Below are 15,070 nucleotides of genomic sequence, written 5' to 3'. Positions count from 1 at the left end.
ATTATGTCGCAAATAGAATTGCAGCCGGGTTTTGACTTTCAGAAAGCAGGCAAAGAGGTTCTGGAGATTGAACGTGAAGGTCTGGCGCAGTTAGATCAGTACATTAATCAGGATTTTAGTCTGGCATGTGAGAAGATGTTCTACTGTGCCGGCAAAGTCGTGGTGATGGGGATGGGTAAGTCCGGCCACATTGGACGCAAAATGGCGGCAACGTTTGCCAGCACCGGAACCTCTTCCTTCTTTGTACATCCGGGGGAAGCCGCGCACGGTGACCTGGGTATGGTCACGCCGCAGGATATCGTCATCGCGCTGTCCAACTCCGGGGAGTCCAATGAAATTCTGGCGCTGATCCCGGTACTGAAGCGACTGCAGGTGCCGCTTATTTGCATGACCAGCCGTCCGGAAAGCAGCATGGCGCGGGCGGCCGATATTCACCTGTGCGTGAAAGTGCCTAAGGAGGCCTGTCCGCTCGGCCTGGCGCCGACGTCCAGCACCACCGCCGCGCTGGTCATGGGTGATGCGCTTGCCGTCGCGCTGCTCGAAGCCCGCGGTTTTACGCCGGAAGATTTCGCGCTTTCCCACCCGGGCGGCGCGCTGGGGCGCAAGCTTCTGCTTCGGGTAAACGATATTATGCACACCGGGGATGAGATCCCTCACGTCAGTAAAGAAGCCTCCCTGCGTGATGCGCTGCTGGAAATCACCCGTAAAAATTTGGGTATGACGGTCGTATGCGACGATCTGATGAAAATTCAGGGGATCTTCACCGATGGCGACCTGCGCCGCGTGTTCGACATGGGTGTAGATGTCCGCACGCTCGGCATTGCCGATGTGATGACGCCGGGCGGTATCCGCGTCCGTCCGGGTACGCTGGCCGTGGATGTGCTGAACCTGATGCAGTCCCGCCACATTACCTCAGTGATGGTTGCCGATGGCGACCAGTTGCTGGGTGTGGTACATATGCATGATCTGCTGCGCGCAGGCGTAGTGTAATGAAGGATAAGACAATGAGTAATGCGGGTGCATCCCTTGCAACCTGTTATGGACCGGTCAGTACCCAGATGATGGCAAAGGCGGAAAACATTCGTCTGCTCATCCTGGACGTGGATGGCGTACTTTCCGATGGCCTGATTTACATGGGCAATAATGGTGAAGAGCTGAAAGCGTTTAACGTTCGCGACGGCTACGGTATCCGCTGCGCGCTCACCTCGGGTATTGAGGTGGCTATCATCACCGGGCGAAAAGCTAAACTGGTAGAAGACCGCTGTGAAACCTTAGGAATTACCCATCTGTATCAGGGTCAATCCGATAAGATGGCGGCGTTTAAGGATTTACTGGGTAAACTGGCTATCGCGCCGGAAAACGTAGCCTACGTCGGGGACGATCTGATTGACTGGCCCGTGATGGCTGAAGTCGGGCTGAGCATCGCCGTTGCCGATGCGCATCCGCTGCTGATCCCGCGCGCTGACTACGTTACCCACATCAACGGGGGCCGTGGTGCCGTACGTGAAGTCTGCGATCTGCTTTTGCTGGCGCAGGGCAAGCTTGATGAGGCCAAAGGGCAATCGATATGAGTAAAACCAGACGCTGGATTATCATTTTGCTTTCGCTTGTCGCACTGGTATTGATTGGCGTGAACCTTGCCGATCGCGACGATCCGCAAACGGAAGTGGTCAACAATAACGATCCAACCTATAAAAGCGATCACAGCGACACCGTGGTCTACAGCCCGGAAGGCGCGCTGAACTATCGCCTGATTGCCCAGCATGTTGAATATTTTTCAGATGACGGTATTTCGTGGTTTACCCAACCTGTCATGACCACATTTGATAAGGACAAAGTGCCGACGTGGTCAATTAAGTCAGATCGGGCAAAACTGACAAATGACCGTATGCTTTATCTGTATGGCCACGTTGAAGTCAACGCCCTGACCGCTGACTCGCAACTGCGAAAAATTACGACGGATAATGCCCAAATTAACCTGGTAACCCAGGACGTGACCTCGCAGGATCTGGTCACACTGTATGGCACAACATTTAATTCCAGCGGTTTGAGAATGCGCGGGAACTTACGCAGCAAGAACGCCGAGCTGATTGAAAAGGTTAGAACCTCCTATGAAATTCAAAACAAACAAACTCAGCCTTAAAGTAATTATCGCCAGCGCGATGCTGGCGACCAGTCTCCCCGCGCTTGCTGTAACGGGCGATACCGACCAACCGATCCATATCGAGTCTGATACCCAGTCTCTCGATATGCAGGGCAACGTCGTCACCTTCACGGGTAACGTCGTCATGACTCAGGGCACCATCAAAATTAACGCCGACAAAGTGGTCGTGACCCGTCCGGGTGGCGAGCAGGGCAAAGAGATCATTGATGGTTACGGCAACCCGGCCACCTTCTACCAGATGCAGGATAACGGCAAGCCGGTGAAAGGCCGCGCCTCGCATATGCACTATGAGCTGGCGAAGGACCTGGTCATCCTGACCGGAAACGCGTATCTGGAACAGCTGGACAGCAACATTACCGGCGACCAGATCACCTATCTGGTGAAAGAGCAAAAAATGCAGGCCTCCAGCGAGAAAGGCAAACGCGTCACGACCGTACTGGTTCCGTCGCAGCTGCAGGACAAAGGCAAAGGCCAGGCCCCGGCACAGAAGAAGAGTAACTAATTCGTTATGGCAACATTAACTGCAAAAAATCTCGCGAAGGCCTATAAGGGCCGCCGTGTCGTAGAAGATGTCAGTCTGACCGTCAACTCCGGCGAAATTGTAGGGCTGCTTGGCCCTAACGGTGCGGGTAAAACCACCACCTTCTACATGGTCGTTGGCATTGTGCCGCGCGATGCCGGCAACATTATCATTGACGATGAAGACATCAGCCTTCTGCCGCTGCACGCGCGCGCGCGTCGCGGGATCGGCTACCTGCCGCAGGAAGCCTCCATTTTCCGTCGTCTTAGCGTTTACGATAACCTGATGGCGGTCCTGGAAATTCGTAACGATCTGACCAGCGAACAGCGTCAGGATCGTGCCAACGAGTTGATGGAAGAGTTCCACATTGAGCATCTGCGCGACAGCCTCGGTCAGGCACTCTCCGGGGGTGAACGCCGTCGTGTTGAGATTGCACGTGCGCTGGCCGCAAACCCGAAATTTATCCTTCTGGATGAACCGTTTGCCGGCGTTGACCCGATCTCGGTTATCGACATTAAACGCATCATTGAACACCTGCGTGACAGCGGTCTTGGCGTTCTGATCACCGACCACAACGTCCGTGAAACGCTGGCCGTATGTGAACGCGCGTATATTGTGAGCCAGGGCAATCTGATCGCCCACGGTACGCCGCAGCAGATCCTCGAAGACGATCATGTTAAGCGCGTCTATCTTGGGGAAGACTTCAGACTCTGATAGGGTAGAGGTAACGTAACGCCGAACCGGAGAAAAACGCTCTGAACATGAAGCAAGGTTTGCAATTAAGGCTCAGCCAACAACTGGCAATGACGCCGCAGCTACAGCAGGCAATTCGCCTGTTGCAACTGTCCACGTTAGAACTTCAGCAGGAGCTCCAGCAGGCGCTGGACAGCAACCCCCTGCTGGAACAAACCGATCTTCATGACGAGGTAGATACTCAGCAGTCACAGGATACAGAAGCGCTCGACACCGCGGATGCACTCGAACAAAAAGAGATGCCCGACGAGCTACCGCTGGATGCCAGCTGGGATGAAATCTACACCGCCGGAACCCCTTCCGGTACGCGTGCAGACTACCAGGATGATGAGCTACCAGTCTATCAGGGAGAAACCACCCAGTCGCTGCAGGATTACCTGATGTGGCAGGTGGAACTTACCCCCTTCTCCGATACCGACCGCGCGATTGCCACCTCAATTGTCGATGCCGTTGACGACACCGGCTATTTGACCGTCACGCTGGACGATATCCTGGAAAGCATGGGCGACGAAGAGATTGAACTTGAGGAGATCGAAGCCGTTCTGAAGCGCATCCAGCGTTTCGATCCGGTAGGCGTGGCCGCAAAAGATCTGCGCGACTGCCTGCTGATCCAGCTTTCTCAGTTCAGCAAAGAGACGCCATGGCTCGACGAGGCGCGTTTAATCATCAGCGATCATCTGGATCTGTTGGCCAACCACGATTTCCGCAGCCTGATGCGCGTCACGCGCCTGAAGGAAGAGGTGCTGAAAGAAGCGGTAAATCTGATCCAGTCGCTCGATCCGCGCCCGGGACAGTCGATCCAGACCAGCGAGCCCGAGTACGTCATCCCGGACGTGCTGGTGAGAAAACACAATGACCGCTGGGTCGTTGAACTGAATTCAGACAGCATCCCTCGCCTGCAAATCAACCAGCAGTATGCCTCCATGTGCACCAGCGCGCGTAACGACTCCGACAATCAATATATTCGTAGCAATCTTCAGGAAGCGCGATGGTTGATCAAAAGTCTGGAGAGCCGAAATGATACGCTGCTGCGCGTCAGCCGCTGTATTGTCGAACAGCAGCAGGCGTTCTTTGAGCAGGGCGAAGAGTATATGAAACCGATGGTACTGGCGGATATCGCCCAGGCCGTCGAAATGCATGAATCAACCATTTCCCGTGTCACCACGCAGAAGTATCTGCACAGTCCACGCGGTATATTTGAGCTTAAGTATTTCTTCTCCAGCCATGTGAATACCGAGGGCGGCGGCGAAGCGTCGTCAACGGCCATTCGTGCCCTGGTGAAGAAGTTGATCGCCGCGGAGAACCCCGCGAAGCCACTAAGCGACAGTAAGTTAACCACCATGCTGTCCGATCAGGGTATTATGGTGGCACGTCGTACTGTTGCGAAGTATCGAGAGTCTTTATCCATTCCGCCGTCCAACCAGCGTAAACAGCTGGTCTGACACAACCGATAAGGAAGACACTATGCAGCTCAACATCACTGGACAAAACGTCGAAATTACTGAGGCTTTACGCGACTTTGTGAACGCGAAGTTTGCAAAACTCGAGCAGTATTTCGAAAGGATCAATCAGGTCTATATTGTGTTGAAAGTGGAGAAAGTGACTCATATCTCGGATGCCACCCTGCATGTTAACGGGGGTGAACTGCATGCCAGTGCGGAAGGGCAAGACATGTACGCTGCTATCGACGGCTTGATTGATAAGCTTGCACGACAGCTCAATAAACATAAAGATAAACTGAAACAACACTAATTGTCCGGGCAGTTAACGGGTGCAGGACGGCCTGTTGTGAAACACAACAGGCCATTTGTACAGTTAGCGCTTAGGTGAAATTATGATGAACAACGATTCCGCTCTTCAACTGAGCAATGTCCTTAACCAGGAATGTACCCGCAGTGCGGTTCACTGCCAGAGCAAAAAACGTGCGCTGGAGATCATCAGTGAACTGGCTGCCAAACAGCTGGGCCTGCCGCCGCAGGTGGTGTTCGAAGCGATTCTGACCCGTGAAAAAATGGGCAGTACCGGTATCGGCAACGGCATCGCGATCCCGCACGGCAAACTGGAAGAGGATACCCTGCGTGCCGTTGGTGTGTTTGTGCAGCTTGAAACACCCATCGCCTTCGATGCCATTGATAACCAGCCCGTCGATCTCCTCTTCGCGCTGCTGGTACCTGCCGACCAGACGAAAACCCATCTGCATACGCTGTCGCTGGTCGCAAAACGTCTGGCCGATAAAACCATTTGCCGTCGACTGCGCTCGGCCCAAAGTGATGAAGAGCTCTATCAAATTATCACTGAAGCAGAAGGCAATCAGGATGATGCATAACCAGGAGATGGCCTTCACATCTGTTGTCCTGAGGAGAAACGGAACATGGTGCTGATGATTGTCAGTGGCCGTTCAGGGTCGGGGAAATCCGTTGCTCTGCGCGCCCTGGAAGACATGGGTTTTTACTGCGTCGATAACCTGCCGGTCGTGTTGTTACCCGATCTGGCCCGCACGCTGGCGGAGAGACAAACCTCTGCCGCCGTCAGTATCGACGTTCGTAACATGCCTGAATCGCCAGAGATCTTCGAACAGGCCATGAGCAACCTGCCTGACGCGTTCTCGCCTCAGCTGCTGTTCCTCGATGCAGACCGCAATACGCTGATCCGCCGCTACAGCGATACCCGTCGTTTGCACCCGCTATCCAGCAAGAACCTCTCTCTGGAGAGCGCTATCGATGAAGAGAGCGACCTGCTGGAGCCGCTGCGTTCTCGTGCCGACCTGATTGTCGACACCTCTGAGATGTCCGTTCACGAGCTGGCGGAAATGCTGCGTACCCGGCTGTTGGGTAAACGCGAGCGCGAACTGACGATGGTGTTCGAATCCTTCGGCTTTAAGCACGGTATTCCGATTGATGCGGATTATGTTTTCGACGTGCGCTTCCTGCCGAACCCGCACTGGGATCCAAAACTGCGTCCAATGACCGGTCTGGATAAGCCGGTGGCGGCGTTCCTCGACCGGCACACAGAAGTACACAATTTTATCTACCAGACGCGAAGCTACCTTGAGCTATGGTTACCTATGCTGGAGACAAACAATCGTAGCTACCTGACGGTGGCGATTGGCTGTACCGGCGGTAAACATCGTTCGGTTTACATCGCCGAACAGCTGGCCGACTATTTCCGCTCGCGCGGGAAGAACGTTCAGTCCCGTCATCGCACGCTGGAAAAACGTAAAACATGACCGTAAAACAAACCGTTGAGATCACCAACAAGCTGGGTATGCATGCACGCCCGGCGATGAAGTTGTTTGAGCTGATGCAGGGTTTCGATGCAGAGGTTCTGCTGCGGAATGACGAAGGCACCGAAGCGGAGGCGAACAGCGTGATTGCGCTGCTGATGCTGGATTCCGCCAAAGGGCGCCAGATTGAAGTAGAAGCCACCGGCCCTCAGGAAGAGGAAGCGCTGGCGGCGGTGATTGCCCTGTTTAACGCAGGATTCGACGAAGATTAAGGTCTGCTATTCAGGCGGGTAGCGCTGCGCTTACCCGCCCTACATAAGATTATTACGCTGCATAAACCCCTCTCCACCCAGCTGATTCATCTGGCGCATAATCCACGCCTGACGGCTTCGCACATAACCTGATGGGGCACTGGCCTTAAAGCGGATAGGGTTCGGTAACACAGCGGCCAATAGCGCTGCTTCTGACATGCTCAGACGGCTGGCTGGCTTATTGAAATACCGCTGTGCGGCAGCTTCCACGCCAAAAATACCATCGCCAAACTCAGCGACGTTGAGATAGACGGTCAGAATTCGTTTTTTGCTCCAGACCGTTTCCATCCCCAGGGTCAACCCCGCTTCCAGCCCTTTTCGCACCCAGCTTCGACCATCCCACAGAAACAGGTTTTTGGCCGTCTGCTGCGACAAGGTTGATGCCCCGCGCACGCGGTTTTCATGGCGTTCGTTATGGGCTAGCGCCTTCTCAATGGCCGCCACGTCGAACCCCCAGTGCTCCGGGAATTTCTGGTCCTCCGCCGCGATGACCGCCAGCCCCATGAACGGGGAGATCTCGTCCATGCTCACCCAGTCAGAGTGGGCAACATAGCTGAAATCGCCGCTGAACCACGCGCCGAGCTGGCGCTCAACCATAACGGCAGAGAACGGAACCGGCATAATGCTGAATAAAGCCAGCCCGCCTCCCCAGAATACCGCCAGCACAAGTACGATGCGCAAGAGAAAACGTTTCACCCCTGCGCCTGCGGCAAATTTACGCCTCATTCAGTCAGCACCAGCACGCGAGCCACCAGCTTTTCAATACCTGAGGCCGCCTCAGCGATATTATTCGCCAGCATATAAGCCGGCGTGGTGACAATTTTGTTATCTTCATCAACCACAATGTCATCAACCGGGCACGGAACGTGTTCGCCCCCCATTTCCTCGACGATCTCTGCGGTATCAATATCCGTCCCGATAGTCAGGCGCAGCGGGAAATCAAAAATCCTGGGCAGCATTGCCGGCGCGATGCAGATAAAGCCCTGCGGTTTTCCTGCCGCGTGCATGGCCTGCGACAGCGCCTTTAAATGAGGATCGACCTGACACTCCGCTCCCTGCGCAGCAAAGGTACTGAGATTTTTGGCCGCGCCAAACCCACCCGGCACAATAAGCGCATCAAGCTCTGTAGGGTCTGCCTGAATAAGAGGATGGATATCACCTCGCACAATACGCGCGGCTTCAATCAGTACATTACGGGTTTCCGCCATCGGCTCGCCGGTCAGATGATTAATCACATCCGCCTGATTTTTGTCCGGCGCAAAACAAATAACCTCTGCTCCCTGCTTAGCCAGGGCCAGCAGCGTGATTACGGCTTCATGTATTTCAGAACCATCGTAAACACCGCATCCGCTCAGCACGACACCAATCTTTTTCATCATGACAATCCTTTTCTGCAACTTGCTGAAGCACATTAATAATTTTGATTAAAACGCTATGCTTCACACATTTCACTGATTCATGTAACAAACCATTTAAGATTTGCTATCTTATCTGCGTGCGGCCTAAATTTTTCAGGCAGCGCCCTTTCGAAAATAACTTTATAAAACAGGCGCAGCCACGATTTCCCTGGTGTTGGCGCAGTATTCGCGCACCCCGGTTAATCCGGGGTCATTTTTTTCTGGCGTCGACCCAGGCTTTAAGCACCGCCACATCGTTTTGCCACTCTTGTTTCATCTCTTCAACCCAATCACCCACGTTATCTTCCCATGCAGGTAAATCAGGCGACTGAATCTGTTGACCCAGCTGCTGCAGATGGCGTAAACCGACCGAACCGGCGGCGCCTTTGATTTTATGTCCTTCTTCGACGATGCCCTTCTGGTCCCGGGCGGTCAGGTTTGATTCCAGCACGCTCAGATAGCCCGGCATCATTTTTTCGAACACCGCCAGACCATCGGTAATCAGTTTCGGACCCACCAGTTCGATGTACTGCTCCAGCATCGCGGTATCGAGTATCGTTTGGGCTTTTGCGCTATCAACAGACGTCATGGTGCTCTCCTCTTCATCACGGGTATCCCAGAACTTTTTAATCATGGCGGTCAGAGCAGGCACCGCTAGCGGCTTGCTGAGTACATCGTCCATACCGGCATCGAGATACTCTTTTTTGTCTTTCAGCACGTTCGCCGTCAGCGCCACCAGCGGCGGCAGCTCGTCGGCCGCGTACTGACGCGTCAGCTCACGAGAGATATCCAGCCCGGTCATATCCGGCAGCTGGATATCGAGCAGAACAAGATCGTATTCGCCCGGTTTAAACATATCCAGCGCGGCCTTACCGGTCATCGCGACATCCACGCTATTGCCCAGTTTTTCCAGCACCGAGCGCGCCACAATCACGTTCAACTCAATGTCTTCTACCAGCAGGACGTGCAGCGCGGGCAGCGGCATGTCGTCGTTTTCAAAGGTATCCTCAACTTCCTCCGCCACCGCCGGCGCATGGACCGTCAGCGTGAAGGTTGATCCTTTGCCCGGCTGGCTGACAACGGTGATATCGCCCCCCATGCTCTTCGCCAGCCGCTTAGAGACCGCCAGGCCAATGCCCGTTCCTGTCGCCGGTTTCCCGCCGTTGCTGTCCTTCACCTGGTAGTACATCGCGAAAATTTTGTCCTGCTCCTCCTGCGGAATACCCATCCCGGAGTCTTCCACCTCGAAGTGCAGCATATCGCCTTCGTCAAAGCGGATGCGCACCGCCACCTGCCCCTTCTGGGTAAATTTCACCGCGTTGCTGATGAGATTCCACAGGATCTGACGCAGACGCGTGCCGTCGGTCACCACTTTATGCGGCAGCGGCAGGGTGGGATCCATGACAAAGCTCAGTCCCTTCTGCTGCGCCTGCAGGCCGGAGAGATTTTCGAGGTCGGCAAGGAAGCTGGTGAAATCAACCGGCTGATTATCAAGCTGAACTTTACGGCGCTCCATCTTATCCATATCAATAATATCGTTGAAGATATTACCCAGCGTGACCGCGGATACATGGATAGTCTTGAGGTATTTTTCCTGCTCTGCGGTCAGGTCGGTATCCAGCAGAATACGGCTCAGCCCGACAATGCCATTAAGCGGCGTACGCAGCTCGTGGCTGATGGTGGAGATAAAGGTAGTCTTATCGCGGCTGGCGCGCTCCAGGGCATCCTGGTAGCGCTTACGCTCGGTGATATCGCGGCCAAAGCCCATCAGGCCGTGGCGTTTCCCCACGCGGTCATAGTAGGGCACCTTACGGATCTCAAAGCAGGCCTTGCGTCCGTCCGGGTAATCCAGCCACTGTTCATAGGTCAGCGAGACGTTATGGCGGAATACTTTTTCGTCCGTCTCCATAACCTTGGCCGCCGCCTCTTCAGAGTAAACGTCCTGCGGCTTCAGGTTAATCAGCTGCTTCTCGCTTTTCCCGGTGAGCAGCTCCATCGCCCGGTTACAGCCGGAAAATTCTTTATCTTCATTACGGTAAAACACCAGATCCGGCGAAGCATCGAGGAACGACCGCAGGAAAGAGGATTGCTGCTCAAGCTGGATCTGCGTGACCTCGCGCTCTTTCATTTCGATTTTCAGCTGCTCCAGCGTGGCCTGACGCTCGGCTTCCGCCTTCTCACGATCGGAGATCTCCTGATTCAGCTGCGCAATGTTGTCTTTAAGCTGGACGTTGAGCTTCAGGTCGCGCTCGCGCATCTCTTCCAGTTTATCGACCAGTTTTGACAGACGCTGACGGGACTCTTCAAGCTGTTCAACCACCACGGAAAGGAAATAGACCGCCCAGGGCGTAATGAGCAAGCCAAAGAAGATGGAGCGGATGACGTCGATACTCTCGACCTGACCATGCAGAACCATGGTGACGGCCATTTGTACGACAATGGCCAGAACGACCAGCGCCAGCGCAAGCAGCATGGAGAAACGCACCAGCCCAAGCTTCATCATCAGGTCGACGTAATACTGGGCAAGCATTCGAATTTGCTTCATAGAGGATCCCTTCACGACTTTATCGCTCAATAATACTCAAATTCAGGGCGAGGCGTTGAAGGTTGTGAGAAAAAGTGCGGGGTGAAACAGGAGATTAGCCTCGCTCCCGGTTAACCGGAAGCGAGGAGAGGTCAATCAGGAGCGTTTCAACAGCAGCCAGAGGCTGATCAGGAGGAAACTGGCGCTTGGCAGCAGCGCACCAATTATCGGCGGAATGCCATAAACCAGCGTTAGCGGACCGAAGATCTGATCGAGCACGTAGAACACAAAGCCGAAACTGATACCGGTCACGACGCGCACGCCCATCGGCACGCTGCGTAACGGGCCGAAGATAAACGACAGCGCCATCAGCATCATCACCGCCACGGACATCGGCTGGAAGATCTTGCTCCACATGTTGAGCTGGTAACGTCCGGCGTCCTGCCCGCTCGACTTCAGGTATTTCACATAGTTGTGCAAACCGCTGATGGAGAGCGCGTCAGGATCCAGCGCCACAACACCGAGCTTATCGGGCGTCAGGTTGGTTTTCCACGTACCGGTTACCGTCTGAGAACCCGTAATCTGTTTCGGATCGGTCAGGTTAGACTCATCAACCTGGGACAAACGCCACTGTTTATGTTCGGCGTCAAATTTCGCCGAAGAGGCGTGGCGGACTGACTCCAGACGGCGCTGGTCATCGAAAGCATAGATGCTCACCCCACCCAGCTCATCATTCCCCTTCACCCGTTCGATGTAGACGAAGTTTTTACCGTCTTTCGCCCATAAACCTTGTTGGGTCGAGAGCAGCGAGCCGCCGTACATGGCCTGCGCACGGTAGTTACGCGCCATCTGTTCACCCTGCGGCGCGACCCACTCGCCAATCGCCATGGTCAACAGCACCAGTGGGATCGCGGTTTTCATTACCGACAGCGCAACCTGCATGCGGGTAAAGCCCGAGGCCTGCATAACGACCAGCTCACTGCGCTGCGCCAGCATCCCCAGCCCCAGCAGCGCGCCCAGCAGGGCCGCCATCGGGAAGAAGATCTGTACATCTTTCGGCACGCTGAGCAGGGTATACATCCCCGCGCCCATCGCGTCATAGCTCCCCTGGCCGGCTTTTTTCAGCTGATCGACAAATTTGATAATGCCGGAGAGCGACACCAGCATGAACAACGTCATCATGATGGTGGTAAAAATGGTTTTACCGATATAGCGATCAAGAACGCCAAACGCCTGCATTAGATGGCTCCTTTACGCGAGAATCGGGCACGTATGCGGCGCACAGGCACCGTATCCCACAGGTTTAATCCCAGCGCCAGTAAGATGTACAGGCTGTTGACGAACCATGTCCAGACCATAGGGTCCAGCTTACCCTTCGCGCCGTTAGAACGAATCGAGGTTTGCAGCAGGAAATAGATCAGGTAAAGCAGCATCGCCGGCAGCATAGAGAGCACGCGGCCCTGGCGCGGGTTCACCACGCTCAGCGGAACGACAATCAGCGCCATCATAAACACGGTGAATACAAGAGTAATACGCCAGTGGAACTCAGCACGCGCTCTGTCGGTATCGGTATTCCACAGGGTACGCATGTCCATTTGCTCGGTATCCGTTGGATCGAGCGCCACCGCCTGATGGCCGATAATGGCCTGATAGTTCTGGAAATCCGTAATACGGAAGTCGCGCAGCATGGCTGTGCCTTCGAAACGGGTGCCTTTGTTCAGCGTCACGATCTGAGAACCATCTTTGCGCTGAGCAAGCTGACCGGAGTCTGCAACCACCACGGAAGGACGCGCGTTACCTTTGGGACGTAACTGCGCCAGGAATACGTCGTTGAATTTACTGCCGTCAACGCTCTCAATGAACAGCACGGAGTTGCCGTCGGTCGCCTGCTGGAATTGCCCCTGGGCTAAGGCTGCCATGCCGGGGTTGGCTTTCGCTTCGGCCAGCACTTCGTCCTGATGACGGGAAGACATGGGACCCGCCCACATCACATTCACCGCCGCGACAATACCCGTGAACAGCGCCAGTATCATGGCCGCTTTCACCAGTACCGCTTTGCTCAGGCCACAGGCATGCATCACCGTGATTTCACTCTCGGTGTAGAGTTTCCCAAGCGTCATGAGCAGGCCAAGGAAAAGACTTAGCGGCAGGATGAGCTGCGCCATTTCCGGGATCCCTAAACCAAGCAGGGAAAGCACCAGATTTGTTGGAATTTCGCCGTCAACGGCCGCACCGAGGATCTTAACCAGCTTCTGACAGAAAAAAATCAGCAGCAGGATGAAGAGAATCGCCAGTTGGCTTTTGAGCGTCTCCCGCACCAGATATCTTATGATTATCACTTTAAATACGCCCGTAAAAACCCGTCTCTTTGCTGGAAAATCGCTTGTTTCATGGCTTAAACGTCATTTATTCTCTTGAGTCGTCGAAATCATCGCTAAGATTAAAACATCCGGCGGATTCACGCTTCAGGACTTTTTCTGACGTGTCGAAACCGTAGTAACGTAAGATTAACACGAAGTCACCACAACAGCGGACATGAGTTACGAAAGGTTTCAATTCTATCCGTAGCTGCCGCCGTTGTCTTTAAGATTCAGGAGCGTAGTGCATGGAGTTCAGTGTAAAAAGCGGTAGCCCGGAGAAACAGCGGAGTGCCTGCATCGTTGTGGGCGTCTTTGAACCACGCCGACTCTCCCCGATCGCCGAGCAACTCGATAAAATCAGTGACGGCTATATTAGCGCCCTGCTGCGCCGTGGCGAACTGGAAGGCAAACCTGGGCAGACGCTGTTACTGCACCATGTTCCGAACGTGCTGTCAGAACGTATTCTGCTGATTGGCTGCGGCAAAGAACGCGAGCTTGATGAACGTCAGTATAAGCAGGTGATTCAGAAAACAATCAATACGCTGAATGATACCGGCTCAATGGAAGCCGTCTGCTTCCTGACGGAGCTGCACGTTAAAGGGCGTAACACCTACTGGAAAGTGCGTCAGGCGGTTGAAACGGCAAAAGAGAGCCTGTACAGCTTCGATCAGCTGAAGACCAATAAAAGCGAGCCGCGTCGTCCGCTGCGTAAAATGGTCTTTAACGTGCCAACCCGTCGCGAGTTGACCAGCGGCGAACGCGCGATCCAGCACGGTCTGGCGATCGCGGCCGGCATTAAAGCGGCCAAAGATCTCGGCAACATGCCGCCTAATATCTGTAACGCGGCGTACCTGGCCTCTCAGGCACGTCAGCTGGCCGACGCCTACAGCAAAAACGTCATTACCCGCGTCATCGGCGAACAGCAGATGAAAGAGCTGGGGATGCACTCTTACCTTGCGGTCGGTAACGGCTCGCAGAACGAATCCCTGATGTCCGTCATCGAGTACAAAGGCAATCCGTCCGAAGACGCGCGCCCGATTGTGCTCGTCGGTAAAGGCCTGACCTTCGATTCCGGCGGTATCTCCATCAAGCCTGCCGAAGGCATGGATGAGATGAAATACGACATGTGCGGTGCGGCGGCGGTTTACGGCGTGATGCGCATGGTCGCGGAACTGCAGTTGCCTATCAACGTGATCGGCGTACTGGCGGGCTGCGAAAACATGCCTGGCGGGCGCGCCTATCGTCCGGGTGACGTTCTGACCACCATGTCCGGCCAGACCGTTGAAGTGCTGAACACCGACGCCGAAGGCCGTCTGGTGCTGTGTGACGTGCTGACCTATGTTGAGCGCTTCGAGCCGGAAGCGGTGATTGACGTCGCTACCCTCACCGGAGCCTGTGTGATTGCGCTGGGTCACCATATCACCGGCCTGATGTCGAACCACAATCCTCTGGCGCACGAGCTTATTGGTGCCTCAGAGCAGGCCGGGGACCGCGCATGGCGTCTGCCGCTGGGTGACGAGTATCAGGATCAGCTGGAGTCTAACTTTGCGGATATGGCGAACATTGGCGGACGTCCTGGCGGGGCGATCACCGCGGGCTGCTTCCTGGCACGCTTCACCCGCAAGTACAACTGGGCACACCTGGATATCGCGGGCACCGCATGGCGCTCCGGTAAAGCCAAAGGCGCAACCGGCCGTCCAGTGGCGCTGCTGTCGCAGTTCCTGCTGAACCGCGCAGGTTTTAACGGCGACGAGTAAGTCAAAACGGCAGTAAACCGTAGGCCGGGTAAGGCGAAGCCGCCACCCGGCTTAAGCATTT

The 15,070-nt window shown here is 54.9% G+C and carries 16 protein-coding genes; 11 read left to right on the top strand and 5 right to left on the bottom strand.

All coding sequences use genetic code 11. The annotated features are described in order from the left end of the window. Window positions 1–3: 3 nt before the first annotated feature. From kdsD to npr, 10 genes are all read left to right on the top strand, one after another. Entirely contained in the window at window positions 4–990 is a 987-nt protein-coding gene (gene kdsD / locus HCH49_RS14635) for an arabinose-5-phosphate isomerase KdsD (RefSeq protein WP_023333606.1), read from the top strand. Window positions 991–1,004: 14 nt separating this feature from the next. Further along, on the top strand, window positions 1,005–1,571 hold the full coding sequence (gene kdsC / locus HCH49_RS14630; protein WP_023309356.1) for a 3-deoxy-manno-octulosonate-8-phosphatase KdsC: 567 nt from the start codon (window positions 1,005–1,007) through the stop codon (window positions 1,569–1,571). Next, window positions 1,568–2,143: an LPS export ABC transporter periplasmic protein LptC gene (gene lptC, locus HCH49_RS14625; protein WP_033146749.1), complete on the top strand. Its 576-nt coding sequence runs from the start codon at window positions 1,568–1,570 to the stop codon at window positions 2,141–2,143. The genes kdsC and lptC overlap by 4 nt, the downstream gene beginning before the upstream one ends. After that, on the top strand, window positions 2,112–2,666 hold the full coding sequence (gene lptA / locus HCH49_RS14620; RefSeq protein ID WP_033146750.1) for a lipopolysaccharide ABC transporter substrate-binding protein LptA: 555 nt from the start codon (window positions 2,112–2,114) through the stop codon (window positions 2,664–2,666). Before lptC ends, lptA begins: the two co-directional genes overlap by 32 nt. Window positions 2,667–2,672: 6 nt before the next feature. Next, on the top strand, window positions 2,673–3,398 hold the full coding sequence (gene lptB / locus HCH49_RS14615; protein ID WP_033146751.1) for an LPS export ABC transporter ATP-binding protein: 726 nt from the start codon (window positions 2,673–2,675) through the stop codon (window positions 3,396–3,398). A 47-nt stretch (window positions 3,399–3,445) separates the two neighbouring features. Then, on the top strand, window positions 3,446–4,879 hold the full coding sequence (gene rpoN, locus HCH49_RS14610) for an RNA polymerase factor sigma-54 (protein ID WP_047060252.1): 1,434 nt from the start codon (window positions 3,446–3,448) through the stop codon (window positions 4,877–4,879). Between the two features lie 22 nt (window positions 4,880–4,901). Continuing rightward, window positions 4,902–5,189 carry a ribosome hibernation promoting factor gene (gene hpf, locus HCH49_RS14605; protein WP_008501444.1) on the top strand — a complete coding sequence of 96 codons (288 nt, stop codon included), beginning with the start codon at window positions 4,902–4,904 and terminating at the stop codon, window positions 5,187–5,189. Window positions 5,190–5,271: 82 nt separating this feature from the next. After that, window positions 5,272–5,763, top strand: a complete 492-nt coding sequence (ptsN, locus tag HCH49_RS14600; protein WP_008501443.1) for a PTS IIA-like nitrogen regulatory protein PtsN — start codon at window positions 5,272–5,274, stop codon at window positions 5,761–5,763. 45 nt (window positions 5,764–5,808) lie between these two features. Then, window positions 5,809–6,663, top strand: a complete 855-nt coding sequence (rapZ, locus tag HCH49_RS14595; protein WP_014885397.1) for an RNase adapter RapZ — start codon at window positions 5,809–5,811, stop codon at window positions 6,661–6,663. Then, entirely contained in the window at window positions 6,660–6,932 is a 273-nt protein-coding gene (gene npr, locus HCH49_RS14590) for a PTS phosphocarrier protein NPr (protein WP_003861872.1), read from the top strand. Before rapZ ends, npr begins: the two co-directional genes overlap by 4 nt. Before the next feature lie 39 nt (window positions 6,933–6,971). Here npr and mtgA read toward each other — a convergent pair whose 3' ends face one another. The 5 genes from mtgA to lptF all read right to left on the bottom strand — a co-directional run bounded on the left by mtgA (window position 6,972) and on the right by lptF (window position 13,231). Beyond that, window positions 6,972–7,697: a monofunctional biosynthetic peptidoglycan transglycosylase gene (mtgA, locus tag HCH49_RS14585; protein WP_094934468.1), complete on the bottom strand. Its 726-nt coding sequence runs from the start codon at window positions 7,695–7,697 to the stop codon at window positions 6,972–6,974. Next, complete coding sequence (gene elbB / locus HCH49_RS14580) at window positions 7,694–8,347, bottom strand: isoprenoid biosynthesis glyoxalase ElbB (protein ID WP_094934469.1); 654 nt, start codon at window positions 8,345–8,347, stop codon at window positions 7,694–7,696. Before elbB ends, mtgA begins: the two co-directional genes overlap by 4 nt. Before the next feature lie 232 nt (window positions 8,348–8,579). Then, on the bottom strand, window positions 8,580–10,913 hold the full coding sequence (gene arcB, locus HCH49_RS14575) for an aerobic respiration two-component sensor histidine kinase ArcB (protein ID WP_094934470.1): 2,334 nt from the start codon (window positions 10,911–10,913) through the stop codon (window positions 8,580–8,582). Between the two features lie 135 nt (window positions 10,914–11,048). Then, window positions 11,049–12,131: an LPS export ABC transporter permease LptG gene (lptG, locus tag HCH49_RS14570; RefSeq protein ID WP_024906346.1), complete on the bottom strand. Its 1,083-nt coding sequence runs from the start codon at window positions 12,129–12,131 to the stop codon at window positions 11,049–11,051. Beyond that, window positions 12,131–13,231: an LPS export ABC transporter permease LptF gene (gene lptF / locus HCH49_RS14565; RefSeq protein WP_024906345.1), complete on the bottom strand. Its 1,101-nt coding sequence runs from the start codon at window positions 13,229–13,231 to the stop codon at window positions 12,131–12,133. The genes lptG and lptF overlap by 1 nt, the downstream gene beginning before the upstream one ends. A gap of 266 nt (window positions 13,232–13,497) precedes the next feature. On the opposite strand from lptF, the gene pepA reads away from it, so the two are divergent. After that, window positions 13,498–15,009 carry a leucyl aminopeptidase gene (pepA, locus tag HCH49_RS14560; RefSeq protein WP_023309366.1) on the top strand — a complete coding sequence of 504 codons (1,512 nt, stop codon included), beginning with the start codon at window positions 13,498–13,500 and terminating at the stop codon, window positions 15,007–15,009. Window positions 15,010–15,070 lie beyond the last annotated feature (61 nt).

This window comes from Enterobacter sp. Y17, from assembly GCF_019730495.1.
Classification (GTDB): Bacteria; Pseudomonadota; Gammaproteobacteria; order Enterobacterales; family Enterobacteriaceae; genus Enterobacter; species Enterobacter asburiae_B.
The sequence above is the reverse complement of the archived record's forward strand: the minus strand, read 5'-3'. Positions and strand labels throughout refer to the sequence as shown.